This is a genomic window from Saccharothrix variisporea (assembly GCF_003634995.1).
Classification (GTDB): domain Bacteria; phylum Actinomycetota; class Actinomycetes; order Mycobacteriales; family Pseudonocardiaceae; genus Actinosynnema; species Actinosynnema variisporeum.
In genome coordinates this window covers 4,645,272-4,668,837 of record NZ_RBXR01000001.1, presented here as the reverse complement: position 1 = coordinate 4,668,837, position 23,566 = coordinate 4,645,272, and the positions used below count along the sequence as shown (strand labels likewise).

The following is a 23,566-nucleotide window of genomic DNA, read 5'->3' as shown; positions in this document are numbered from 1 at the left end:
TAGATCCAATCGGTATTGTCGATGTCATGGACAGCCGCCTCCTGCGCACCCTCCTGGTGCTGGCCCGCACCGGCAGCTTCACCGCCACCGCGGCGGAGCTGCACCTGGTGCAGTCCACGGTGACCAGCCAGGTGAAGGCGCTGGAACGCACCCTGGGCGCCCGCCTGTTCGACCGCCTGCCCAGCGGCGCGCGGCTCACCGAAGCCGGCCGCAGGGCGGTCGAACACGCCCGCGAGGTCCTGGTGGCGGAGCAACGGCTGCGCGACGCCGTGCGCGGCAGCACCGAGGTGGAGGGCGACGTCCGCATAGGTGCCCCGGAGTCGGTGTGCGCTTACCGGTTGCCGCAACGGATAGCCGACGTGGCCCTGCGCTGGCCGGGCATCACCGTGCACATGTCCCCGGTGGGTACCCGAGCCGCCATCGCCGGCGTCCGCAGCGGTGCGCTGGACCTGGCGCTGGTGCTGGAGGAGGCCGTCACCGCACCGGGTCTGAAGGTCAACGCGATCGGGGTGGAACCGATCGAGCTGGTCACCGCTCCGGGTGTCCCGGTGGAGGAGCGGTACTTCCTGCTGGAGGAGGGCTGCTCGTACACGGACCGGTTCGTGCGCGACCTGACGGCGACCCCGAACATCACCAGGTTCGGCAGCATCGAGGCCGTGCGGTCGTGCGTGATGGCGGGCCTGGGCTGGTCCGTGCTGCCGCGCGTGGCGGTGGCGGAACAGCTGGACGCCGGCACCCTGCAACGCGTGCGGGAACTCCCGGACAGCACCCTGTTCCTGGTCACCGACCCGCGCCGCACCCCGTCCGCCGCCGTCCGCACGGTCGCCGACGCCCTCGCCTAGGTCCGGGACAGCCCGGCCAGCATCCCCTCGCAGCTGCGCACCACCACGGTCGCCGCCCGCCGCTGCCCGTTGTCCAGGGTCGGGCTGGCCGCCTGCTCCCGCCACCGCCCCAGCGTGTCCAGCACGACGTGCCGCAGCTCCGCCTCGCTCGGCTCGTACTCCATCCCCAGCCGCGCCACCAGGGACGTCCCCTCCCCGCCGACCAGCCGCGCCGCCTCGTCGTCCCACCCCGGCAGCTTCAACCGCCCGCCCTGCAACGCCGCCAGCAGCCGCAGCTCCCGGAAGTCGTGCGCCGAAGCCAGGATCCGCTCCACCGCAGCCGCCAACCCGGCCGCACCGGGCCGGGGCGCGTTGCGCAGCACCACGTCCAGCCCGAGCAGCGCCGAGCGCGCCTTCAGCACGTCCGCCCGCTCGGTGAAGTACAGCCCGATCGACTCCCGCAGCTCGCCCAACCCGCTGCGCTGCACCAGCTGCCCGGTCAGCTTGACCTGCGTGTCGAACCCCTGCCGGATCAACGTCGTGGTCAGCCGCACCCCGAAGATCCCGAACCGCTCCACCAGACCCCGCCGCACCGCCGGGTCCAGCCGCACCGGGAAGTCCGTCCCGACGAACCGGTCCGCGGACAGCAGGTAGTCCTCCAGCTCCGTGCGCGCCAAGGACGCGAGCGTGGCCAGGGCCGCGAACTCCTCCGCCTGCAACGTCCGCGCGGCCACCGCCAGCAGCCCCGCCACCGCGACCACGTTCTGGCACAACGGCCGGACCTGGGCCTCACGCCGGTACCGGCGCGCGATCTGCTTGGCCGACGACAGCGCGTCGATGCGCCCGCCGCCGATCTCGTCCGCCCGCGCCAGCACCAGCACCGTGTTCACCGGTGCCGCCCGCGCGACCGGGTGGTCGTGCGCGGTCTGGAGGTAGCGCAGGTCCGTGTTGTGCATGTGCCTGGTCAGGAACAGCACCGCGTCGGCCTCGCCGTACACCTGCTCCACCGGGGCGTCGGCGGGCGTGTCGATCAGGGTCAGGTCCCGCAGCGACCGCGACGGCCACTCCACGGTCACCCGGTCGGCGTCGTGCACGTCGATGAACGCCCGCCCGTCCCGCCGCACCACGGGCACTTCGTGCGGCCCGACCGAAGCGCGCGGCTGAGCGCCGTCGCGGTACCAGGTGAACGTCCCCGTCGGCACGAACTCCTCGCCGATCAGCGCCGACACCACGGTGGACTTGCCCGTGCGCGGCGCGCCCGCGACCGCCACCCGCACCGGCTCGCTGAACCGGGCCTGGTGGCCGCGCAGCCACGCGACGGCACGCGGGCTGTCCCGGTACACCGCGAGCGCGTCCTCCAGCAGCGCCCACACCTCGTCGACGAGAGTCACGCGCTGATCCCCAACGGTGGGGTGTGCCCGCCCGCCAGCGCCTGCACCCGCTGGTAGAGCTGCACGAGCCGGTCCAGCTCCTGCCGGGCCTCGCGGACCCGGCGGTCACGTTCGGCGGAGTCGTCCTGCACGGCCCGGCGTGCGCCGCGCGCCGACTCCAGCAGGGTCTCCTGCAACTCTTCGGCCAGCGTGCTGAAGTGGTTGCGCAGGCTGCGCTGGATGTGCCGGGCCGCGTCCCGGAAGTCCTTGCTGAACTTGATGAAGAAGTCGTCCACGTGCCGCTGCGCGGCCACCTTCGCGGCGGCCTGCCTGCGCTTCAACCGCTGGTCGCTCTCGTCCATGATGGACTTCCCGCCGAACAGCGCGCCCGCGCCCAGCGAGATCGCGTTGATCAGCGGCATCCCGGCCAGGCTGGTGACCAGGCCGAACATCAGCACGCCGCCGTAGGAGCCGCGCAGGCCGGTGAACAGCTTCTGCGGCACGGTGAACCGCTCGATGACCGGTTTGTCCATCTTGGACACCCGGTCCAGCACGTCCGCCGGGAAGATCGACTCGGGCAGCAGGTCGTCGCGGCGCACCGGGAAGCTGCGGGCGACCTTCTCCGCGACCCACTCGGCCCGGTCCATCAACCAGGTGAAGTTCTGCGCCGCGGCCTCGGTGAGGTTGTCCTCCAGCCAGCGCTCGAACTCCTCCCAGCCCAGCGCCGGGTCGGCGGTCTCGAACGTCCGGTCCACCTCGCGCAGGATCCGCCGGGTCCGTTCCCGCAGGTCGTACTCGATGTCGGAGACCAGGTCGGCCATCTCGTCGGCGAGCACGGTCTGCCAGCGCGCGGACCGGCGGCGAAGCTCGTCGATGCGGCGCTGGGCCTCGTTGAGCGCGTTGATGGTCCGCTGGGTGCTCTGCGCGCCGTCGCTGGTCAGCTCCTCGCGCACCGGCGCGACCAGCTGCTTGATCGCCCCGGCCGCGGCGACCGCGACCGACCGGCGGGCCAGCACGTCGGCGGCGGCCACGATGTCGCGCTGCACGCACTCCAGCAGCTCGGGGAACCCGGACTCGGCGTTGAGCGCCTTGTCGCCGGTCTTCGCGGCGCGCAGCCGCAGGGCCGCCGACACCGGGATCAGCTTGGCCGCGACGCCCGCGCGGGCCAGGTGGGCGCGGTTGCGCTCCAGCACCCGCCGCCAGTGCGCGGCGATGTCGATCTTGGTGAGCACCACGGTGACGTTCGGGCAGGACGCCATGACCTGGCGCAGGAGCTCCAATTCGGACGCGGTCAGCTCGGCTGTGGCGTCGGACACCATCAGCACGGCGTCGGCCTGGAGCAGCGCGGTGAACGTGCTCGCGGTGTGCGCGGGCCGCAGGTCGCCGACGCCGGGTGTGTCGATCAACACAAGGCCGGACGTGAGCAGGGCGCGGGGGATGCCGACCTCGGCGCGTAGCAGCTCGCCGGTGTGCCCGGCGCTGACCTGGCTGGCGAGCTGGTCCAGCGGCACCGGGATGCGTTCGGTCGGGGTGTTCGCGATGGTTCTGACCAGGGCGGCGTTGGGGGTCTCCGCGTGTTGGACGAACGTCGGCACGGTGGTCGTCACGTCGTCGCCCACCGCGCACACCGGGGCGTTGACCAGCGCGTTCACCAGCTGGCTCTTGCCCTGCTTGGGTTCGCCCAGCACCAGCACCCGCAGCTTCGGGTCCAGCGTGCGGGCGCGCTTCTCGCGGAGTCTTTCGGCCAGGTCCGGCCGGTTGTGGGCGGCGCAGGACCGGATCGTGTCGTCGAGCACGTCGAGCCAGGGCGCGGACATCACCCGGAAGAGTGTGCCGTGTTCACCCGGTGAGGTGAAAGAGAGGGCCGGCCCTGTCCATCGGACAGAACCGGCCCTCGGGTAGTGGATCAGTCTTCGAGCGACTTAGAAGAGCGCGTCGCTGATGTCGCCGCCGCCCAGCACCGGGATGTCGTTCAGGCCGACGCCCAGCAGCGGCGCGTTGACGGCGCCGATGTGGTTGACGGTGCTGGTCAGGCCCGCGACGCCGACCACGCCGTCGGCGGTGTCCTCGACCGTGTCGACGACGTTGGCCGGGGACACGTCGCCGTGCGCGAGGTCGGTCACACCGTCGACGTTCAGGGCCTTGGTCAGGGCGCCCGCGTCGAGGTTGCCCGCGTTGTGGGTCACGTTGCCGGCGACCGTGCCGGCGAAGCCACCGAAGCTGTCGACCACGCCGTGCAGCGTGTCGACGGCACCGAACGCGGGGCTGGTCAGGCCATCCACGGACGGGACCGCGCCGGTGACTCCGCCGGCGGTGGCGAAGGCGCCGTCCAGGGAGCCGGTCGCCAGGTCGGTGACCCCACCGGCGGTGGCGAGCGTGCCGTCCAGGGCGCCGGCCACGTCACCCACCCCGGAGAAGTCGCCGGACAGGGACGCGTCGAGCGAGCCCGCCACGTCGCCCACCGGGCCCCAGCCGGAGACGCCGCCGAAGACCTCCAGGCCACTGGCGTCGGCGCTCAGCGCGCCCGCCGCCGCCAGGTTCACGTCGGACGTGCCGGACACGCCCGAGAGGGCCACCTGCTGGGCCACGGCCTGCAGCTGGCCGATGGCGCCCAGGGCGTCCGTCGCGTCCAGCGGCAGCTCGTTGAGCAGCGAGCCGTCGAGAGCGGGCAGGCTCCCGGCGGGCACGTAGTCGAGGACCAGCGGGAGGACTTCCTGCACGTCCAGAGCGCTGATGTCGCTCAGGCCCGCGGCGGCCAGGGCACCCTCGGCGTCGGCCTGGAAGTCGGCCAGCGCGGTCGGGTTGCTCAGCAGGTCGAGGACGAAGTCGTGCAGCGTGTTGGGGCTGGTGCCCATGATCTGTGTCTCCTGGCTAGATAGGACGCGGGGAGGCGTGGACCGGCAGGGGTAGGTCCCGCCCGTTGCCGATCAAGGTATTGACCGGGGGATTTCCCGCCATCGGGGATTACTCCCCGTAGATCCCGCAACCACGATGGGGTGGTTCTCGTTCACTCCCTAGGGGATTAGGGGATGCGCTTGTGACCCCTCGGTAGCCCGTGTACGAACCGACCAGCGCTAGCCCGACCAGGTGATCGAAGGAGGCTCCGGCTTGCCGTACGTCCTCGGGGTCGACGTGGGCACCACCCGCACCGCCGCCGCCCTGTGCCGCCTCGGCGGGACCGGACGGGCCGAGCCGGAGGTGGTCGGCCTGGGCGGACCGGGCGGGGGTGTGGCCTCGTCGTTGCAGCTCACGGCGGACGGGACGTTCGCCGTCGGCGAGCCGGGCGACCCGCGGTGGACCGCGACCGGCTTCGCCGCGCGGGTCGGTGACGGGGTGCCGGTCGTCCTGGGCGCCGAGCCGTTCACGGCCGAGGAACTGACGGCGCTCATGGTGAGCTGGGTCGCCGGGCAGGTCGCCGCCCGCGAGGGCGAGCCGGCGGAACGCATCGTGCTCAGTCACCCGGTCGGGTGGGGTGTGCACCACAAAGGGCTGATGCACCAGGCCCTGCGGGTCATGGGGCTGGAGAACGTGACCCTGCTCGCGGAACCCCTCGCCGCCGCGGCCGGGCACGCGTTCGCGCGCGGACCGGTCGGCGTGTTCGCCATGGGCAGCCACGCGTTCAGCGCCGCCGTGGTCCGCCCGTTCGAGGTCGTGTCGTGGGCGGAGAGCCCCGACCAGGACACCGGCGTCGACTTCGACGACCTCGTGTTCGGGCACGTGAAGACCGAACTCGGCCGGGCGTTCGCCGAACTGGACCCTCAGGACCCGCGCACCCGTGGTCTCTACGGTCGGCTCCGGCGCGACTGCGAGGCCGCCAAGCGCGTGCTGTCCGGCACGTTCGAGACCGTGATCCCCGTGCACCTGCCGTCCGGACGAGTGGACGTGCCGCTCAGCCGGGCGAAGTTCGACGAGCTGATCCGGTCGTCGGTCGAGCACGCGGTGTCGGTGTTCGAACGGGTCGTGCGCGGGACCGCGCTGGAGGCCACCGTGCTGGTCGGCGGCAGCACCCGCATCCCGCTGATCTCATCCCTGCTCCCCGGACGGGTGGTCTTCGAAGCCGCCCCCGAGACCACCGCCGTCAAGGGCGCCGCGCTCGCCGGGCGGCACATGCTCCTCGGACCCGACGACAACGAACCCATAGAGACGTCCGTGCTGGTCCGGGACGACGACCCGCTGCTGCGGTTCCCCGTGGGCGACATGGACGTGCCCGACGCCGACTTCACCGCACCGCCGCCGCGCCCGCCGATCGACATCACCCCGCTCGACCTGCCCGAACGGCGCTCCGTGCAGCGCCTGGTGCGGAGTCTCGCGGTGACCGGGGGACAGCGCCGTTCCCGCGACGCACACGACCAAGAGGACGGCCGTTGAGCCTGCGCATGACTACCGAACGACCGGTGCTGGACGCGGACGCCCTCGGGGTGCTGGACGGGATCGCCGCCGCGCCCGAGGCGGTGCTGCGGCTCGGCGTCCTGGCACCCGGCGGCTACGGCAAGACCACCCTGCTGAGGGAGATCGAGCGCGCCTACCGGGAGGCCGGGGTCGAGGCCACGATCGTGGACGACGCCCACCTGTTGGGTGACACCGAACTGCTGTCCTTGCGCTCTCGCGTCGAGCAAGGGGACACGCGCATCGTGGTCGCATACCGGCCATGGCCCCGGTCGCGCGCTTTGGCGGCACTGGCGGAGTCGTTGGGGCGCGTGCGGCAGCCCTTGATGCCGCAGGCGTTCACCCGCGAACAAGTGCGCGCGGTGCTTCCCGCGTCCAGTCGCGCCTTGGTGGACTTCGTGCACCACCAGACGGGCGGTGTGCCGCGCTTTGTGGCGCGGCTGGCGGGCATCAACGCGCCCGAGATAACCGCTGACGTGATCGCGTCCTTCCGTGCCGACCTCGACTGGCTGGACACGGACGTGCAGAAGTTCCTGCTCGCCGCCGAAGCCGGTGCGGCGCTGCGGCTGGACCTGCTGAGTGCGTTGCTGGGCAAGGACGTCGACGCGGTCGGCGAGGTCATCGAGGCCGGCCGGGCGACCGGGTTGCTGGCGCCGGACGGGACGTTGCTGCCCATCGCGCGGGCGGCCGTGGCCGCGCTGAGCCGCACCGACCGGCGGATCGCCGTGCGGCAGCGGCTCGCCGAACTGCAACTGCGGTCCGGCGGTCCCGTGTTGGACCTGGTCCGGCCCCTGCTGGGCACGGGTGTCGGCGGTCCGGCGGTCGAGGCGGCGTTCCAGGCGGCGGCCCGCGAAGCACTGCCCACCGACCCCGCGTTGTCCGCGCGGCTGCTGGCCGCCGTGGGCACACCGTCGGCCGAGGTGGCCGTGCGGCAGGCGGCGGCCTCGGCCATGGCCGGCGACTTGGACGCGGCGCTGCGCCTGGCCGACCAGGTGATCACCGGTGGCGACCCGGAACACCGGGGTGCGGCGGCCGAGGTGGCGGCGATCGCGTTGGCGCACCGGGGGCAGTTGGCGCGCAGCACCGAGCTGCACCGGTGGTCGCCCAGCGCGACCTCGACCGCGTTCGCCGTGGTGGGGCAGGTGGGCACGGGTCGACTGCCGACCGGGACGCTGCCGGTGGCGCCGCCGACCATGCTCGACGGTGGCGCTTCCCTGATGGCGCAAGGGGTTGTGGAGTCCGTCACCGGGACTTCCACGGCCGCACTGTCCACTTTGGTGCGTGCGGCGGCGTTGCTGGAACCCGCCGGGCGGGCCGTGCTGCTGCCCGACACGCCCGCCGCGCTGGCCGCCTTGGTGGCGGTGCAGAGCGGTGAGCTGTCGGTGGCCGAGTCCGTGCTGGACCGCGCGGTGGCGACGTCACTCGGCGGCGTGCTGATGGACGTGCGGCACCGGTTGCTGCGGGCGTGGATCGCCATGGTGCAGGGGAACCTGGTGCAGGCCAGGGAGACCTTGGTGCTGCTGCGCAAGGTCGGACGGCCGTTGGAACCCCGCGACTGGATCTTCGCGGTCGCGCTGGAGATCGGCGTGGCGCGCCGCAACAGCGACCTGGCGGCGTTGAAGCGGACGTGGGACCAGGCGTGCGAGGCGGTGCTGCGACACCCCGTCGACCTGTACACGTTCCTGCCGCTGGGCGAGTTCGCCGCGGCGGCGGCCCGGCTGCGCGACCAGCACCGGCTGGCGCCGCACCTGACGGCGGCGCGGAACCTGTTGCGGCAGCTGGGAGACCCGCCGCTGTGGGCCGTTCCGCTGCACTGGGCGGCGCTGCACGCGGCGATCATCGCCGAGGAGACTTCGGTGGCCGAGGAGCACGCCGCATCGCTGGCGTCCTTCCGGGACCGGAGCCGCTACGGGGCTCTGGTGTCGGCCGCCGCCGAGAGCTGGCTGGACGTGCTGGCGGGCAATGTGGACCCGGACCAGGTGGAGTCCGCCGCGCGCGGGCTGCACGCGGCCGGGCAGTGGTGGGACGCGGCGCGGCTGGCCGGTCAGGCGGCGATAAGGACGTCCGACCGGCAGGCGATGGTGCGGTTGCTGGACTGCGCGCGGTTGTTGCAGGGACGTCCGGTGGGCGCGGGTCGCCGGCCGGCCGAGCCGGTGGCCGAGGACGTCGGCTCGGGTGCGGGCGCGGACCAGTTGAGCGACCGGGAACGCGAGGTGGCCGAGCTGGTGGTCGGTGGGTTGACGTACAAGCAGGTCGGGGACCGGCTGTTCATCTCGGCGAAGACCGTGGAGCACCACATGGCGCGGATGCGGCAGCGGTTGGGCTGCACGAGCCGGGCGGAGCTGTTGGACCAGCTCCGCCAGATCCTCGGTTAGCCCTCGGGTCGTCACTCGGTTCACTCGAAAGTGATCTTGCCATGTTCGAACACTTGTTCGAACATGGACTCATGACTCGATCACACCAGATGCGCGGCCTCCGCTATCAGTCCCTCGTGGACGAGTGGAGGACGATCAACCCGACACCGGCGATCACGAAGTTCTGGAACGCCGCCGCCAGCCCGTTCCAGTTCTTGGACTGCCACATCAGGAACCACTCGCCGCCGATCACGATGAACCCACCGCCGAACAGCAACACCTGCATGACCCAGCCCACCGAGGACAACCGTCGAGCGACCGCCGTCCGGCCGCGCAACCAGGCCACCAGCCCGGCGAGCAGCACCACGGCGGTGACCGCCTCCCAGGCGATGATCAGCAGGTAGGCGATCGTGACGACGGTCTGGTTCGTGATGGCGCGGTACATGGTGTTCGGCGACTGGAACGTGGTGTCCATGGCGAACACGTGCTCGACGAAGGCGCGGTTGGTCCCGTAGTCGGTGACGTTCCCCAACACCACGAGACCCATGTAGACACCGGTGATCGCAACCAACACGGCGACCGCCGCTTGCGGGCTCCCCACCCGGGCAAGTAGACGCATGCCTGGCAACTTAGTGACAACCGATGCGAGGTCCATGACAAAAAGTGCCGAAACCTACGGCTTCGTGGGCTACCCAACACACCCGACTACGGCCCACCCGCCAACCACACCACCCCGGCCCGCTCTGCCGCCCCTGCCGGCTCTGACGTGCCGGACCCCTCTGGCCGCTCCGAACCGCCCTGCCGCTCTGGCCGCTTCGAACCGCCCTGCCGCTTCGAACCGCCCTGCCGGTCCGAACCGCCCTGCCGGGACAGCCCTGCACTGCGAGCCGAGCCGCCTGCCGTGCCGTGCCGCCCGTCGCGCCGGACGCCCTACCGCCCCCGAGCCGCCCTACCGCCCCCGAACCGCCCTGCCGGCTCGGAGCGCCCTGCGGCAGGTGACCGTCAGGCGCAGGGTGGCTGGTAGTCGAGCTGGGGGAGGTGTTTGCGCCACTGCTCTTCCGGCAGCACTCCCTTGGTCTTCGCGCAGATGCGGTTCACCGAGTCGCCTGGGTCCAAGTCCCACACTCGGACCGTCGTGTCCAGGCTGGTGGAGGCGAGGGTGTTGCCCTGCGGCGAGAAGCGGACGTCGTGCAGGCCGGCGTCGTGGCCTGTGAGGGCCTGGCCCACCGCCTCCGGGTGGAGCTTGTCCTTGACCGACCAGAGCCTGATGGTCCGGTCGTCGCCGCCGGCGGCCAGGGTGGTGCCGTCCGGGCTGAAGGCGACCGACACCACCGCCTCGACGTGACCGGTCAGCGGGTCGCCCAGGGGCTTGGCCTTCGCGGGGTTCGTCAGGTCCCACAGCCTGATGGTCTTGTCGTCGCTCGCGGTCGCCAGGGTCTTGCCGTCGGGGCTGACGGCGGCCGCCCGGATGGCGCCGGTGTGGCTGGTCAGCGGTTGGCCCAGGGGTTGGGCGGCGCCGGGGTCGGAGACGTTCCACAGGCGGACGGTCTGGTCGGCGCTGACCGTCACCAGGGTCTTGCCGTCCGGGGTGAAGGTCGCCTCGTGGACGTAGCCGGTGTGCCCCACCAGGGGTTTGCCGGCGGGAAGGGGGTGTTTCGGGTCGCTGACGTCCCACAGTTGCACCGACTTGTCGTCCGAGCCGGTGACGAGGACCTTGCCGTCCGGTCTGAACGCCACCGGGGCGGTGTAGCGGGTTTCCAGTGCCATCGGAGGAGAAAGGGGGGTGATCGCGCGGGGGTCCGTGAGGTCCCACAGCCGGACGGCCTTGTCGCTGACGGTGGCCAGGGTGGTGCCGTCGTTGCTCAGGGCCATGCCCCACACGCCCGCCTCGTCGGGGGTGGTGGTGGACAGGGCGCTGCGGGGTGCTCTGGGGTCGGTCAGGTCCCACACGCGGATGGTGCGGTCGCGGCTTCCCGTGACCATGCGCTTGCCGTCGGGGGTGAAGACCGGACCCACGGTGCGGGACGCGTGGCCGACGAGCACCGTGCGGGGCAGTGACCACAGGCGGACGGTGCTGTCCTGGCTGCCGGTGGCGAGGGTGTAGCCGTCGGGGCTGAACGCTACCGCGTACACGATGCCGTTGCGGCCGGTCAGGGACTGGCCCACGGCGAGCGGGTGCGCGGGGTCGGTCACGTTCCACAGGCGGGCGGTGCCGTCGGCCGAACCGGACGCGAGGACGCGGCCGTCGCGGTGCCACGCCACCGACCACACCGGGCCGGTGTGGTCGGTCACCGGCCGGCCCAGGGGTGTGGGGGCGGTGGGGGTGGTCACGTCCCACAGGCGGATGGTCTTGTCGTCGCTGCCGGTGGCCAGCGTGCGGCCGTCCGGGGAGAACGCGAGCGAGCGGACGATGCCGTCGTAACCGGAGAGGGGGGAGCCGATCGGGGTGGGTGCCGCGGGGTTGGCGACGTCCCACAGGACGATGGTGCGGTCGTCGCCGCCGGTGGCGAGGATCTTGCCGTCCGGCGAGAACGCGACCGAGCGGACCTGGCCGGAGTGGTGGCCCAGCGGCTCGCCGAGGCGTTGTGGCGCGGCCGGGTCGCTGACGTCCCACAGGCGGGCGGTGTGGTCCTCGTTGGCGGTGACCAGGGTGCGGCTGTCGGGGGAGAACGCGACCAGGTAGACGGTGCCGTTGTCGCCGTCCAGCGGTTGGCCGAGGGCGCGTGGCCGGCCGGTGTCGGTGACGTCCCACAGGCGCACGGTGCCGTCGTCGCTGGCGGTGGCGAGGGTGCGGCCGTCGGGGCTGAACACCGCCGAGCTGACCCAGCTCTTGTGCGCGCGCAGCGGGGTGCCCAGGGGCTTGGGGTTGTCGCGGTCGCGCAGGTCCCACAGGCGGACGCTGTTGTCGTAGGAGGCGGTGGCGAGGGTGTTGCCGTCGCGGGAGAACGACGTCAGGTACACCGAGCCCTGGTGCCCGACGAGCTGGGTGGCCAGCGGCAGGCCCTGGGTGGACAGGACCCGGGTGTAGACCTCGCGGTCCTCGGGGCGCATCCGGTGGGCGACCAGGTCCAGCTGCGCCGACAGCGACGGGTCGGTCTCCAGCAGGCGGTCGGCCTCGGCGACGACCTGGCGGAACACGGCGTCGTCGCGTTGGCGGACCGCCAGGACGGCCGCGGTGATCGCGATGATCGCCAGTACGACGACGACCGACACCGCGCTGCGCCGACCCCACAGCGCCCGCCTGCGGTACTGGGTGGAGACGGCGAGGAAGTCCTGCGCCACGCCGGTCAGCCCGCCGGGGCCGGCGGCGTCGGCCCAGTGCCGCGCGGTCTCCAGGCGGGCGCCCCGGTAGAGCAGGGACGCGTCGCGGTCCTGGTGGGCCCAGCTCGCCGCGTCCTCCTCCAGCCGCTGGCGCAGCAGCTGGCCCTCGCGGTCCTGGTCGATCCAGCTGCGCAGCCGGGGCCACGCCTGGAGCAGGGCCTCGTGGGTGATCTCCACCGACCCGGCATCCAGCGTCACCAGGCGGGCGCGGGCCAGGACCTCCAGGGCCTCCTCGCCGGCGGCCCGGTTCGGGGCCTGTTCGACCAGTTCGTGACGGGTGGACCGGCGGCGGGTGTCCTGCGTGTCCTCGCCGACCCGGACCAGGCGCAGCAGCAGGGGACGGGCGGCGGCCTGGGCTTCCGGGGCGAGGTCGGCCCACGCCCGTTCGGCGGTCGCCGCCACCGCGCCCTGGATGCCGCCCGCCGCGCGGTAGCCGGAGATGGTGAGCTTGCCCGCGGTCCGGCGCTGCCACGTCGCCAGCAGGGCGTGGGACAGCAGCGGCAACGCGCCCGCGTCGTACGCGCCCTGGGACGCCCGGCCCGGCGTGCGCCCGCTGCGGACGCCCAGGTCGCGCAGCATGAGTTCGATCAGTCCGGGTTCCAGCTGGAGCCCGGCGGCCTTCGCCGGCCGCGACACCGCTTCGCGCAGCTCGGCGGAGGTCATCGGGCCCAGCACCATCTGCCGTTCCTGGAGGGCGTCGGCCAGTTCCGGGTAGGCCAGGCAGCGGCCGTAGAAGTCGGCCCGCACGCCCAGCACGACCAGCGCGGGCGCCTCGCCGCCCGGGATCGCCGGGGTGCACGCCGCGTGCAGCGCCTGCACGAACAGCTGCACCAGCCCCTCGTCGGGGCACAGCGTGAACGCCTCCTCGAACTGGTCCACCACGACGACCACCCGGTCGCCGCCGTGCGCGGCCGCGTAGCCGGCGAACACGTCCCGGATGCGTCCCGCGAACCGCAGCACGCCCATCACCGACTGCCCGACGAACGGGTCCGTGGGGTGCTCCGGAGCGTCCGGCGACGTCGGGTCGAGGACGTCCGCGAGTTCGGGGATGTGCCGCACGAGTTCTTTCACCGGATCGGCGCCGGGCGTGAGGACGATCGACGGCCATTTCTCCGAACCCGGCACCGCCAATGCGCCCTCGCGAATGGACGGGATGACGCCGGCGCGCACGAGAGAAGATTTCCCCGCGCCGGACGCGCCGACCAACATCACTATTCCACCGGAATCGACCGCGGCACCCAGCCGGGACACCAGCGCGGCCGTGCTGCGTTCCCGCCCGAAAAACCACGAGGAATCCTCGGGTTGGAACGCGGCGAGTCCGCGATAAGGGCACACGCCGATTTCGTCGGAACTGGGCGGGTCCTCGTCCTCGGGGCTCGCGGCGGGGCTCGCCAGGGCCTCCTCCCACAGCGCCCGCCACGCCTCCAGGTCGTACAGACCGGGCACCGAGGGCTTCGGCCGGGCCTTGCGCGCCTCGCCGATGAGCACTTCGAGCACTACCGAGAGTGCCGGGAACCGGGCCGGGACGTTGCGCCCCCGCCGCCAGTCGCTGACCCGCTGCGCGGTGGCCCGGACCGGCCTGCCCCGGTCGTCGGTGCGGCGGGCCCGGCTGACCGACTCGGTCACCCGCTTCAGGGGTGGGTCACCCGCCGCGGCGTAGAGCAGCGCGAAGCGCTCCGCGAAAACGGCACGGGGACCCGCCCCCTGACCAGAACCAGCCATCCGCGGCGGACCTCCTCCTCGCCTTGCGCGAGTTCCGGACCGGAAAACCGGCTGAGAGCGCGTGAACAGGTCGTTTGTGGACCGGTGCGACACCGGGCAGTCCACCCTAACGACTTGCGCTGCCAAGCTGCGCGTGACGTTGTCGCTGACGTCGCCGTGTTGTGCGAAGGGACCGGTCGAAGTGGTTTCGCAGGCAACTAACGCGAGTGGCAGAACGTTCGCCGCTGAGGAGTCCTGGGGGTCTTCTCAGCGGGGTGCACAGAGCCGGCCCGGCCGGTGGAACGGTGCGGCGACATACCATGCCGACCGGGACTGAGCCGCGGCTGACCGGCGGCACGCCGGTCACCGACCGTGACCGCCGGGGGGCGCCCGGCGAGTCGCCCGCGTGCCCGATCCTCCGGACCGTGCTGGACGCGCACGACCGGGACCGGGCCGAGGTGAACCTGGTCGCCCTGGCCAGGCTCGCGGCTCCGCTGCACGCGTGAGGCCGGCGGCCGCACAACGGTGTGCGGCGGACCGGCGCGCGTTGTCCTCCCTGTCGTATTTCCGCCAGCCAACGGCCTGGCGTTGACCGATGCTGGTTGGCGTGCACCAAGACGCGGAACGTTGTGTGCGAGCCGTGCAGTCCAAGGACGCGCGGTTCGACGGGTGGTTCTTCACCGCAGTGCTCACCACCCGGATCTATTGCCGGCCGAGTTGTCCGGTGGCGCCGCCGAAGGTCGAGAACATGCGGTTCTACCCGAGTGCCGCGGCGGCACAACAAGCGGGATTCCGCGCGTGCAAGAGGTGCCGTCCGGACGCGAGTCCCGGTTCACCGCAGTGGAACCACCGCGCGGACTCCGTCGCCAAGGCCATGCGTCTGATCGCCGACGGCGTCGTGGACCGCGAGGGCGTGCCGGGCCTGGCCGCGCGGCTCGGGTACAGCGTCCGACAGGTCGAGCGGCAGCTGCTCGCCGAGCTCGGCGCGGGACCGCTAGCGCTCGCTCGGGCGCAGCGCGCGCAGACCGCCCGCCTGCTGATCGAGACGACCGGGCTGCCGATGGCGGACGTGGCGCTGGCCGCCGGGTTCGCGAGCGTCCGGGCGTTCAACGAGACCGTGCGCGCGGTCTTCGCGATGTCGCCCACCGAGCTGCGGATGCGCCGGTCCACGCCGTCCGCCGCGCCCGGCGTGCTGTCGCTGCGGCTGCCGTTCCGCGCGCCGCTGTGCCCGGACAACCTGTTCGGGCACCTGGCCGCGACCGCGGTGCCGGGCGTGGAGGAGTGGCGGGACGGCGCGTACCGGCGGACCATGCGCACCCCGCACGGCCACGCCGTGGTGTCGCTGCGGCCCGAGCCGGACCACGTGGCGTGCCGGCTCGCGCTCACCGACCTGCGGGATCTGTCGATCGCCATCGCCCGCTGCCGCCGCATGCTGGACCTCGACGCCGACCCGGTCGCCGTCGACGAGCAGTTGGCCGCGGACCCGCTGCTCAAACCGCTGGTGGACAAGGACCCCGGCCGCCGCGTGCCCGGAACCGTGGACGCCGCGGAGTTCGCCGTGCGCGCGGTGCTGGGCCAGCAGGTGTCCACCGCCGCCGCCCGCACCCACGCGGCCCGGGTCGTCCTCGCGGCCGGCACGCCGGTCGAGGACCACGGCCTGACCCACCTGTTCCCGACACCCGAGCAGCTCGCGGCGCTGGACCCCGCGGTGCTGGCCATGCCCCAGTCCCGCAAGACGGCCTTCATGGCGCTGGTGCACGCCCTGGCGTCCGGTGCCCTGGACCTCGGCGTCGGCGCGGACTGGGACAAGGCGCGTGCGGACCTCCTGGCGCTGCCCGGCTTCGGCCCGTGGACCGTCGAGGTCATCGCGATGCGGGCGCTGGGCGACCCGGACGCGTTCATCCCGGGCGACCTGGGCGTGCGGCTCGCCGCGCGGACCCTGGGCCTGCCCGACACCCCCGGCGCGCTCACCCAGCGCGCCCGAGCGTGGCGCCCGTGGCGGGCCTACGCCGTCCAACACCTCTGGGCCACCGGTGACCACGCGGTCAACCGGCTGCCCGCGTGAAAGGACCACCCATGACCCACACCACGGTCGACAGCCCAGTCGGCCCGTTGACTCTCGTGGCCACGGACGGCGTGCTGTCCGGGCTGTACATGACCGACCAGCGGTACCGGCCCGAGGACTCCTCGTTCGGGCCGGCCGACCCCACGCCGTTCGGTGACGTGATCGCGCAGCTGGAGGAGTACTTCGCGGGCCGGCGCACGTCGTTCGAGTTGGAGCTGGACCTGCTGGGCACGCCGTTCCAGCGGACCGTGTGGCGGGCGCTGTGCTCGATCCCGTACGGGGAGACGGTGTCCTACGGCGAGCTGGCCGCCCGGCTCGGGCGGCCGACCGCGGCGCGGGCCGTCGGCATGGCCAACGGCCGCAACCCCATCGGGATCATCGTGCCGTGCCACCGGGTGGTCGGGTCCACGGGCGACCTGACCGGCTACGGCGGCGGCATCGACCGCAAGCGTCAGCTGCTGGAGTTCGAGACGGCCACCTTGGCGGCGGTCGGCTGAGCGCGGCGGTGCTTGCGGGAGACGTCCCGCTCCAGCCACCACTCGACGAACAGGAAGGGCAGCACCCAGCCCATCCACGCGGAGATCGCGGAGGTCGCCTGCATCAGGGCGACCTCGCTGCCGCCGAACGCGGTGTCCTTGAACGGCGGCAGCGCGAAGATCATCGCGACCGCCCACAGCCGGTTGGTGATGATGGAGAAGGTGAGCGTGGCGCTGCGGAGCATCCAGCGGCGGTGCTCGGCGAAGCGCTTGCGGCGGGCCATCCGGTAGGCGGTGATCGTGCAGCCGAGCCAGAGCGTGCCCATGAGGACGTTGCCGACCGCGTTGACCGGCCCGAACGGGCTGACCGCACCGATGGTCACCGCGAGCACCCCCGCGGGCAGGACCCCTGCGAACACGTAGACCCGCCCCGCGTACCGGTGCCACCTCGGGTACCGCTGCCGGAACCACGGCCAGATCTGGAGGACGGCCGTGAGGATGGCGACGGACGCGAAGACGACGTGCCCGACGAGTGCCGGGTAGTACCAGGCGAAGCCGGGGTCGGGCACGCGGGACTGGGCGCGGTCGCCGGTGAGGTAGGGCGGCAGCGAGAACGCGACGAAGAGCAGGACCAGCAACCCGAGCGGCACCACCCACGGCCGCCGCCAGAGCTTCTTCTTCCCCTGTGTGTGCACCATGCCGACGACTCTGACCAACCCCGCTGACGAGCCACGCACCAAACGCTGACCGGCCCCACCCACTCACTCACCCTCACCACCCCCCCGCCCGCCGCCACTGCCGCCCGCCGCTCGCCGCCGCCACTGCCGCCCGCCGCTCGCCGCCGCCGCCCGCCTCCCGCCCCGCCGCCTCCCGCCGCCGCCCGCCGCCGCCGCTGCCGCCCGCCTCCCGCCCCGCCTCCCGGCGCGCCCGCCTCCCGGCGCGCCCGCCTCCCGGCGCGCCCGCCTCCCGGCGCGCCCGCCTCCCGGCGCGCCCGCCTCCCGCCGCGCCCGCCTCCCGCCGCGCCCGCCTCCCGCCGCGCCCGCCTCCCGCCGCTGCCGTCTGCTGCCCGCCCGCCACTGCCGCCCGCCGCCGCCCCGCCCGCCGCTGCCGCCCGCCGCCGCCCCGCCCGCCGCTGCCGCCCCGCCCGCCGCTGCCACCCGCCGCTGCCGCCCGCCATTCGCCGCAGGCATCGCGAGGCGTCCAGGGCGATGGTTCCGACAAGTTGAGTTGTCTTGACAACTTGGCTTGTCGGTGCGACAGTTCTCCCATGCTTGAAGTGGCGGTGATCGAGGACCCGGCTACGGCCGAGGTGACGTTGGACCCCGTGCGGGTTCGGCTGTTGGCCGAGCTGGTCGAGCCCGGCTCGGCGACGACGCTCGCGGCCAAGGTGGGGCTGCCTCGGCAGAAGGTCAACTACCACCTGCGCACGCTCGAACAGCACGGTCTGGTCGAGCTCGCCGAGGAGCGGCGCAAGGGGAACATGACCGAGCGGGTCATGCGGGCCACGGCCGCGTCCTACGTGATCTCGCCGGTCGCGCTCGCCGCCGTGCAGCCCGATCCCGAGCGCTCCCCGGACCGGCTCTCCGCGCGGTGGTTGCTGGCGGTGGCCTCGCGGCTGGTCAAGGACGTCGGGAACCTCCTGACCGGTGCGGCGAAGGCGGGCAAGAAGGTGGCCACGTTCGCCATCGACGGCGAGGTCCGGTTCGCCACCGCCCAGGACCGCTCGGCCTTCGCCGAAGAGCTCGCGACCGCCGTCGCCGGCCTGGTCGCCAAGTACCACGACGAGACGGCCGAGGGCGGGCGTCCGCACCGCCTCGTCGTCGCCGTCCACCCCAGCATCCCCAAGGAGTCCTGATGGGCCACGCGTTCGAGGAGACCAACGAGGTCGAGCTGGCCGGTGTCACGCCGGACCAGGTGTGGGACGCCATCGCGACCGGGCCCGGCATCGACTCGTGGTTCATGGGCAACAACGAGGTCGACCCCGGCGCGACGATCCGGGGCGCGTTCGGCGCCTACGAGCCCGCGCACCCGATCAGCGCGTGGGAACCCGGCAAGCACCTCGCCTACGGCGGCGAGCCCGCGCCCGACGGCCGCAAGCTCGCCTACGAGTTCCTCATCGAGGGCCGCGACCACGGCAGCACCGTGCTGCGCATGGTGGTCAGCGGGTTCCTGCCCGGCGACGACTGGCAGGACGAGTTCGAGGCGATGACCGCGGGCGGCGCGATGTTCTGGCGCACCCTGGTCGAGTACCTCACGCACTTCGCGGGCCGGACCGCCAAGCCGGTCACCGTGTGGGGCCCGGAGGTCCGGGACTGGCCCGCGCTGTGGACCCGCCTGCACGCCGAGATCGGCGGCGCGGAGCCCGGCGACGAGGTGGACGTGGACGGCACCCGCGGCGTCGTCTACTACGCCAACGCCCAGACCCTCGGCATCCGCACCCCGGACGCGATCTACCGCTTCTTCCAAGGCATCACCGGCCACCTGATCGCCATGCACCACGTCTTCGCCGACGACGGCCGCGACGAGCGCACGTGGTCCACCTGGATGGGAACCCTGTCATGACCACCACCCTCACCAAGTCCCAGGACACCACCAAGGTCCTGCTCGGCTGCGGCGCGATCGCCGGACCGCTCTACCTGGTCACGGGCTTCGCGCAGGCGTTCACCCGCGAGGGCTTCGACCTGACCAGGCACCCGTTCAGCTTCCTGTCCCTCGGCGAGGGCGGCTGGGTGCAGATCGCCAACTTCGTCCTCAGTGGACTGCTGTTCCTGGCGATGGCCGTCGGCGTCCGGAAAGCGCTCAAGGGACAACGCGCCGGCACGTGGGCGCCGATCCTGCTCGGGATCTTCGCCCTCGGCATGGTCGCCGGCGGCGTGTTCGTGGCCGACCCGGCGTTCGGGTTCCCGGCGGGCGCACCGGCCGGTCAGCCGGAAACCCTGTCGTGGCACGGCGTCCTGCACGGGGTGGCGTTCTTCGTCGCCTTTCCCGCGCTGATCGCCTCCTGCTTCGTCTTCGCCCGTCGCTTCACCGGCACGTGGTCGCGGATCTGCGTCGCGGCCGGGGTCGTGTCGATCGCGCCCATCGCGTTCATGGGCACCGACTACGCGACCGTCGTGCTCTACGTCGTCGCCGTCGTCAGCTGGTTGTGGGTGTCCGCGGTCGCCGTCAAGCTCCGCGCCGAGATCTGAGGAGAGAACGAAGATGGGTCACGTCACGTCCCAGGACGGCACGCGCATCGCCTACAGCAAGACCGGTTCCGGCCCGGCGCTGATCATCGTGGACGGCGCCCTGTGCCACCGCGCGTTCGGCCCGGCCACGCAGCTCGCGCAGGCCCTCGCGCCGCACTTCACCGTCTACACCTACGACCGGCGCGGCCGGGGCGAGAGCGGGAACACCGCGCCCTACGACGTGGCCCGCGAGGTCGAGGACATCGCCGCGCTCGTCGAGGAGGCCGGCGGCCGGGCGCACCTGTTCGGCATGTCCTCCGGCGGCACGCTGGTCGCCGAGGCCGTGCACCGGGGCGTCCCGGTCGACAAGTACGCCATCTACGAGTCCCCGATGGTCGTGGACGGCACGCACGCCCCGATGCCCGCCGACTTCCCGGCCAAGGTCAAGCAGGCCGTGGACGAGGACCGGCGCGGCGACGCGGTGAAGCTGTTCATGGACTACGTGGGCACGCCCGGCATCGTCACGGCGATCATGCGGATCACGCCGCCGTGGAAGAAGCTCAAGGCGGTCGCCCACACCCTGCCGCACGACTTCGGCGTGGTGGGCGAGTTCCAGAAGGGACAGCGCCCGCCGGCCGACCGGTGGTCCGGCGCCAAGGCACCCGGTCTGGTGATCGCGGGCGGCAAGAGCCCGGAGTACATGCGCAACGCCCAGGCCGTGCTCGCCGAGACCCTGCCGGACGCGGAGCTGAAGGTCCTCGCCGGGCAGACGCACATGGTCAAGGCGAAGGTCACCGCCCCCGTGCTGGTGGACTTCTTCAACTGAACACGGAGATCCGGGTCCGGTGGTGCCGGGGCGACACGGCCTCGTCCACCACCGCGACCGCGAGATCCCGGTACGACAGGGGACTCCCGGGCGCTGCCTCACCTCCGGTGCGGTAGCGCCCGGTCCGCGTGCCGTCGTCACGCAGGTCGGCCGGCGGCGTCACCACCAGCCAGTCCACCGCCGTCCGGGACGCCCGGAACCGCTCCAGCCCGGCGGCGTGCGCCAGCGCGAACTCCCGCAGTTCCGGGGGAAAAGCGGTCGGGTCGTCCAGCACCAGCCCGCCGGACGGGGTGCGCAGGGTCGCGAACAGCCCGACGAACACCACCCGCGGCACCCCCGCGCCCAGCACCGCGTCCGCCGCCTTCACGAAGAACTCCCGGTCCCAGTCGCCGGCGAGCAACTCCGCCGGCCCGGTCGCGGGCGACACCGCCGCCACCACGGCGTCGTGCCCCGCCGACAGCGCCGCCACGGCCACCGGGTCCGTGACATCACCCCCGATCGGGCCGGTCCGACCCACCGCCGTCACCCCGTGCCCGCGCTCGCCCGCCTCGGCCACCACCGCCCGCCCGGCCCGACCGGCTGCCCCGAACACCACGATCCGTCCCATGAGCCGGACGCTAGGCCCCGCACCCCCGGTCACTTCAAGGAAACTGGAGGGCGTGGAGTGCCCGACGAGCGCCATCCCGTTCCGGATCGGCGACAAGTGGACCGCGATGGTGGTGCTGTGCCTGGAGGACGGGCCGCGCCGGTTCACCGAGCTGCGCGCCGCCCTGCCGCGCGTGACGGCCAAGGTGCTCACGGAGACGTTGCGGGCGATGGAGCGCGACGGCTTCGCCCGGCGCACCGACCACGGCGGCAACCCACCTCACGTGGAATACGCCCTGACCCCGTTGGGCCGCAGCCTGCTCGCGCTCGTCGACGCGGTCCGGGAGTGGACCGCGCGGCACCTGGACGAGGTGTTGGCGCACCGGGCAGCGGACAGCGCCGTGCCACGGCGTGACACGGCGCTGTGAGCCCCCTCCGCGCAGCCGCTACGACTTGCGCGCGACCGCGCCCGCGATGCAGTACGACACCGCGTCCAGCTCCTTGAGCCGCGGGCCGTCCGGCCACCAGTCGGCGCAGATCACCAGGCCCGGGTCCACCAGTTCCAGGCCGTTGAACATGCCCAGCAGCTCGTCGTGGGTGGCGAACCGGCCCGAACCCATGGGGGAGTGCAGGAACGTCTCCTCCATGCGCCGCGCGATCGCCGAGTGCTCCTCGGTCTGCGGGTCGAGGAAGTGGCTGATCGCCACGTAGGACCCGGTCGGCAGCGCCTCGATGTACTCGGCCATGATCTCGGCCGGCGTGGGCGACTCGCCGTTGTAGTGGTGCAGCGTGCCCAGTTGGAACAGGGCGAGCGGCTGGTCGAAGTCGATGTGGCGGCGCACGACCTCGTCGTTGAGGATCTCCTGCGGCTTGAAGATGTCGGCCGCGGAGAAGTGGGTCTGGTCGTTCTCCTCCAGCAGCGCGCGGCCGTGGGCCAGCACCACCGGGTCGTTGTCGACGTAGACGACCCGGGCGTCGGGTTGGATGCGTTGTGCCACCTGGTGTGTGTTCTCGGCGGTGGGCAGGCCGGAGCCGCAGTCGAGGAACTGCGTGACGCCGGTCTGGCTCGCGATGAACCGGGTCACCCGGATCAGGAACCCGCGGTTGTCCACGGCGAGGGTCTTGGCCTCGGGCGCGACCCGCTCGACCCGGCGCAACACTTCCCGGTCGATCTCGTAGTTGTCCTTGCCGTCGAGGAAGGCGTCGTAGACCCTGGCGATACTGGCCTTGCTGGTGTCGATGTAGGTGGGGATGGCGGTGTCCGAAGACGTGCCCGGCATTGGTGACCTCGCATGAGTGATTCAAGGGGGGCGGCGGTTGTGCACCGCGTCACAGTCCACTGAGCGTAAGGATATGGGCCCAATGCGTGAGTGAGCGGTGTACGGCGGATGGTGGAAGATCGTGGGTGTACGTTCGGTGACGATGCGATTTCCGCCCTCCCGACCGCAACCGCTGTTCGGGTGGAGGGGGTTCGCACGAGTGAGCGCGGTCGGGAGGACCAGGGATGCGCACCGGTGACTCCGAGAACCCGGCGGCCGAGCGGGAGAGCGGTCCCACCGCCCTGCGGATCGTGCTCGGCTCCCAGCTCCGGAGGCTGCGCGAGGCCGCCGAGATCACGCGGGCGGACGCCGGCTACGCGATCCGCGGGTCGGAGTCGAAGATCAGCCGGATGGAGCTGGGCCGGGTCGGGCTGAAGGAGCGGGACGTCTCCGACCTGCTGACCATGTACGGGATGACCGACGCGGACGCGCGGGACAAGTTCCTCGCGATGGTCCGCCGGTCCAACGAGCCCGGCTGGTGGCACCGGTACAACGACCTGATGCCGGACTGGTTCCAGGACTACGTGGGCCTGGAGGAGGCGGCGACCCGCATCCTGACCTACGAGACGCTCTACGTGCCGGGTCTGCTCCAGACCGAGGACTACGCGATGGCGATCGCCAGCAACGGGCGTCCCGACCTGGCCGGACCCGAGGTCAGACGGCGGGTGGCGCTGCGCATGCAGCGGCAGAAGATCATGTTCCGGTCGAGCGCCCCGCGGCTGTGGGCGGTCTTCGACGAATCGGTGCTGCACCGGCCGATCGGCGGTCGGGACGTGCTCCTCGCCCAGATCGAGCACTTGCTCTCCGTAACCAAGGACGCGCCCATCACTCTTCAGATTGTTCCTTTCGCGTTGAGCGGCTACGCAGCGGAAGGTCCGTTCACGATGCTCCGGTTCGGTGAGCCCGACTTGCCGGACATCGTGTACCTGGAACACCTGTCCGGCGCTCTCTACCTGGACAAACAGGAAGAGCTGGAGATCTACAGCCGTCGTTTCGACCGGTTGACGGTCGATGCGGAGACGCCGGACCGAAGCCGACAGATGCTCATGAAGTTCCGCGCGGCGCTGTAGCGGCTCGTCCGACCGGGCGAGATTCTGCGCCTGCATCTGCACGTGCATTTACCCGTGCTTCACGCAGTGCTACCGTCCGTGCACAGTCAAATGCACGTGCAGATG

General features: G+C 72.4%; 20 protein-coding genes. 12 read left to right on the top strand and 8 right to left on the bottom strand.

All coding sequences use genetic code 11. The features are described 5' to 3' along the window. The first annotated feature begins 26 nt into the window (after positions 1-26). Positions 27-842 carry a LysR family transcriptional regulator gene (locus tag DFJ66_RS20765; RefSeq protein WP_121223342.1) on the top strand — a complete coding sequence of 272 codons (816 nt, stop codon included), beginning with the start codon at positions 27-29 and terminating at the stop codon, positions 840-842. Here the strand turns inward: DFJ66_RS20765 and DFJ66_RS20760 are convergent. The 3 genes from DFJ66_RS20760 to DFJ66_RS20750 all read right to left on the bottom strand — a co-directional run bounded on the left by DFJ66_RS20760 (position 839) and on the right by DFJ66_RS20750 (position 5,046). Beyond that, the gene (locus tag DFJ66_RS20760) at positions 839-2,212 is read right to left on the bottom strand and encodes a GTPase domain-containing protein (protein ID WP_121223341.1); all 1,374 of its coding nucleotides are present in this window, start codon (positions 2,210-2,212) and stop codon (positions 839-841) included. The two genes, DFJ66_RS20765 and DFJ66_RS20760, sit on opposite strands and share 4 nt — an antisense overlap. Next, on the bottom strand, positions 2,209-4,008 hold the full coding sequence (locus DFJ66_RS20755) for a dynamin family protein (RefSeq protein WP_121223340.1): 1,800 nt from the start codon (positions 4,006-4,008) through the stop codon (positions 2,209-2,211). The genes DFJ66_RS20760 and DFJ66_RS20755 overlap by 4 nt, the downstream gene beginning before the upstream one ends. A 105-nt stretch (positions 4,009-4,113) precedes the next feature. Continuing rightward, positions 4,114-5,046 (bottom strand): IniB N-terminal domain-containing protein, encoded by a 933-nt coding sequence (locus DFJ66_RS20750; protein WP_121223339.1) that lies wholly within the window; start codon positions 5,044-5,046, stop codon positions 4,114-4,116. 253 nt (positions 5,047-5,299) lie between these two features. On the opposite strand from DFJ66_RS20750, the gene DFJ66_RS20745 reads away from it, so the two are divergent. Further along, positions 5,300-6,559 (top strand): Hsp70 family protein, encoded by a 1,260-nt coding sequence (locus DFJ66_RS20745; RefSeq protein WP_121223338.1) that lies wholly within the window; start codon positions 5,300-5,302, stop codon positions 6,557-6,559. Positions 6,560-6,567: 8 nt separating this feature from the next. Further along, positions 6,568-8,952 carry a helix-turn-helix transcriptional regulator gene (locus DFJ66_RS20740; protein WP_121223337.1) on the top strand — a complete coding sequence of 795 codons (2,385 nt, stop codon included), beginning with the start codon at positions 6,568-6,570 and terminating at the stop codon, positions 8,950-8,952. Positions 8,953-9,058: 106 nt separating this feature from the next. On the opposite strand, the gene DFJ66_RS20735 is transcribed toward DFJ66_RS20740, so the two are convergent. Continuing rightward, on the bottom strand, positions 9,059-9,550 hold the full coding sequence (locus DFJ66_RS20735; protein WP_121223336.1) for a DUF2165 domain-containing protein: 492 nt from the start codon (positions 9,548-9,550) through the stop codon (positions 9,059-9,061). 383 nt (positions 9,551-9,933) lie between these two features. Beyond that, positions 9,934-13,974 carry an nSTAND1 domain-containing NTPase gene (locus DFJ66_RS20730; protein ID WP_121223335.1) on the bottom strand — a complete coding sequence of 1,347 codons (4,041 nt, stop codon included), beginning with the start codon at positions 13,972-13,974 and terminating at the stop codon, positions 9,934-9,936. Between the two features lie 299 nt (positions 13,975-14,273). Here DFJ66_RS20730 and DFJ66_RS20725 point away from each other — a divergent pair, with 299 nt between their 5' ends. The 3 genes from DFJ66_RS20725 (at position 14,274) to DFJ66_RS20715 (ending at position 16,515) form a co-directional block, all read left to right on the top strand. Continuing rightward, complete coding sequence (locus DFJ66_RS20725; RefSeq protein ID WP_121223334.1) at positions 14,274-14,459, top strand: hypothetical protein; 186 nt, start codon at positions 14,274-14,276, stop codon at positions 14,457-14,459. A gap of 101 nt (positions 14,460-14,560) precedes the next feature. Beyond that, positions 14,561-16,018 (top strand): DNA-3-methyladenine glycosylase 2 family protein, encoded by a 1,458-nt coding sequence (locus tag DFJ66_RS20720; protein ID WP_211351250.1) that lies wholly within the window; start codon positions 14,561-14,563, stop codon positions 16,016-16,018. 11 nt (positions 16,019-16,029) lie between these two features. Continuing rightward, positions 16,030-16,515, top strand: coding sequence for a methylated-DNA--[protein]-cysteine S-methyltransferase (locus DFJ66_RS20715; protein WP_121223332.1), 486 nt, complete (start codon positions 16,030-16,032; stop codon positions 16,513-16,515). Here the strand turns inward: DFJ66_RS20715 and DFJ66_RS20710 are convergent. After that, on the bottom strand, positions 16,470-17,192 hold the full coding sequence (locus DFJ66_RS20710) for a DUF2306 domain-containing protein (protein WP_121223331.1): 723 nt from the start codon (positions 17,190-17,192) through the stop codon (positions 16,470-16,472). The two genes, DFJ66_RS20715 and DFJ66_RS20710, sit on opposite strands and share 46 nt — an antisense overlap. A gap of 569 nt (positions 17,193-17,761) precedes the next feature. On the opposite strand from DFJ66_RS20710, the gene DFJ66_RS20705 reads away from it, so the two are divergent. From DFJ66_RS20705 to DFJ66_RS20690, 4 genes are read left to right on the top strand one after another with little or no spacing between them, the layout of a single operon-like run. Further along, positions 17,762-18,349 carry an ArsR/SmtB family transcription factor gene (locus tag DFJ66_RS20705; RefSeq protein WP_211351248.1) on the top strand — a complete coding sequence of 196 codons (588 nt, stop codon included), beginning with the start codon at positions 17,762-17,764 and terminating at the stop codon, positions 18,347-18,349. Further along, positions 18,349-19,056, top strand: coding sequence for an SRPBCC family protein (locus tag DFJ66_RS20700; protein ID WP_121223329.1), 708 nt, complete (start codon positions 18,349-18,351; stop codon positions 19,054-19,056). The genes DFJ66_RS20705 and DFJ66_RS20700 overlap by 1 nt, the downstream gene beginning before the upstream one ends. Next, on the top strand, positions 19,053-19,682 hold the full coding sequence (locus tag DFJ66_RS20695; protein WP_121223328.1) for a DUF998 domain-containing protein: 630 nt from the start codon (positions 19,053-19,055) through the stop codon (positions 19,680-19,682). The genes DFJ66_RS20700 and DFJ66_RS20695 overlap by 4 nt, the downstream gene beginning before the upstream one ends. Positions 19,683-19,695: 13 nt before the next feature. Next, on the top strand, positions 19,696-20,487 hold the full coding sequence (locus DFJ66_RS20690) for an alpha/beta fold hydrolase (RefSeq protein ID WP_121223327.1): 792 nt from the start codon (positions 19,696-19,698) through the stop codon (positions 20,485-20,487). Here DFJ66_RS20690 and DFJ66_RS20685 read toward each other — a convergent pair. Next, a complete protein-coding gene (locus tag DFJ66_RS20685; protein ID WP_211351246.1) occupies positions 20,480-21,094 on the bottom strand; it encodes an NAD(P)-dependent oxidoreductase in 615 nt (204 codons plus the stop codon). The genes DFJ66_RS20690 and DFJ66_RS20685 overlap by 8 nt on opposite strands. Before the next feature lie 52 nt (positions 21,095-21,146). Between DFJ66_RS20685 and DFJ66_RS20680 the strand changes: the two genes are divergently transcribed. After that, positions 21,147-21,500 (top strand): winged helix-turn-helix transcriptional regulator, encoded by a 354-nt coding sequence (locus tag DFJ66_RS20680; protein ID WP_281276627.1) that lies wholly within the window; start codon positions 21,147-21,149, stop codon positions 21,498-21,500. 18 nt (positions 21,501-21,518) lie between these two features. Here DFJ66_RS20680 and DFJ66_RS20675 read toward each other — a convergent pair whose 3' ends face one another. Continuing rightward, on the bottom strand, positions 21,519-22,352 hold the full coding sequence (locus DFJ66_RS20675) for an SAM-dependent methyltransferase (protein WP_121223325.1): 834 nt from the start codon (positions 22,350-22,352) through the stop codon (positions 21,519-21,521). A gap of 224 nt (positions 22,353-22,576) precedes the next feature. Here DFJ66_RS20675 and DFJ66_RS20670 point away from each other — a divergent pair, with 224 nt between their 5' ends. Beyond that, on the top strand, positions 22,577-23,461 hold the full coding sequence (locus DFJ66_RS20670; protein ID WP_121223324.1) for a helix-turn-helix domain-containing protein: 885 nt from the start codon (positions 22,577-22,579) through the stop codon (positions 23,459-23,461). Positions 23,462-23,566 lie beyond the last annotated feature (105 nt).

Coding starts and splice junctions, on each gene's coding strand:
- DFJ66_RS20765 (WP_121223342.1), top strand. CDS start 27: ATGGACAGCCGCCTCCTGCGCACCCTCCTGGTGCTGGCCCGCACCGGC.
- DFJ66_RS20755 (WP_121223340.1), bottom strand. CDS start 4,008: ATGTCCGCGCCCTGGCTCGACGTGCTCGACGACACGATCCGGTCCTGC.
- DFJ66_RS20750 (WP_121223339.1), bottom strand. CDS start 5,046: ATGGGCACCAGCCCCAACACGCTGCACGACTTCGTCCTCGACCTGCTG.
- DFJ66_RS20740 (WP_121223337.1), top strand. CDS start 6,568: ATGACTACCGAACGACCGGTGCTGGACGCGGACGCCCTCGGGGTGCTG.
- DFJ66_RS20735 (WP_121223336.1), bottom strand. CDS start 9,550: ATGCGTCTACTTGCCCGGGTGGGGAGCCCGCAAGCGGCGGTCGCCGTG.
- DFJ66_RS20730 (WP_121223335.1), bottom strand. CDS start 13,974: ATGGCTGGTTCTGGTCAGGGGGCGGGTCCCCGTGCCGTTTTCGCGGAG.
- DFJ66_RS20725 (WP_121223334.1), top strand. CDS start 14,274: ATGCCGACCGGGACTGAGCCGCGGCTGACCGGCGGCACGCCGGTCACC.
- DFJ66_RS20715 (WP_121223332.1), top strand. CDS start 16,030: ATGACCCACACCACGGTCGACAGCCCAGTCGGCCCGTTGACTCTCGTG.
- DFJ66_RS20710 (WP_121223331.1), bottom strand. CDS start 17,192: ATGGTGCACACACAGGGGAAGAAGAAGCTCTGGCGGCGGCCGTGGGTG.
- DFJ66_RS20705 (WP_211351248.1), top strand. CDS start 17,762: ATGCTTGAAGTGGCGGTGATCGAGGACCCGGCTACGGCCGAGGTGACG.
- DFJ66_RS20700 (WP_121223329.1), top strand. CDS start 18,349: ATGGGCCACGCGTTCGAGGAGACCAACGAGGTCGAGCTGGCCGGTGTC.
- DFJ66_RS20695 (WP_121223328.1), top strand. CDS start 19,053: ATGACCACCACCCTCACCAAGTCCCAGGACACCACCAAGGTCCTGCTC.
- DFJ66_RS20690 (WP_121223327.1), top strand. CDS start 19,696: ATGGGTCACGTCACGTCCCAGGACGGCACGCGCATCGCCTACAGCAAG.
- DFJ66_RS20685 (WP_211351246.1), bottom strand. CDS start 21,094: ATGGGACGGATCGTGGTGTTCGGGGCAGCCGGTCGGGCCGGGCGGGCG.
- DFJ66_RS20675 (WP_121223325.1), bottom strand. CDS start 22,352: ATGCCGGGCACGTCTTCGGACACCGCCATCCCCACCTACATCGACACC.
- DFJ66_RS20670 (WP_121223324.1), top strand. CDS start 22,577: ATGCGCACCGGTGACTCCGAGAACCCGGCGGCCGAGCGGGAGAGCGGT.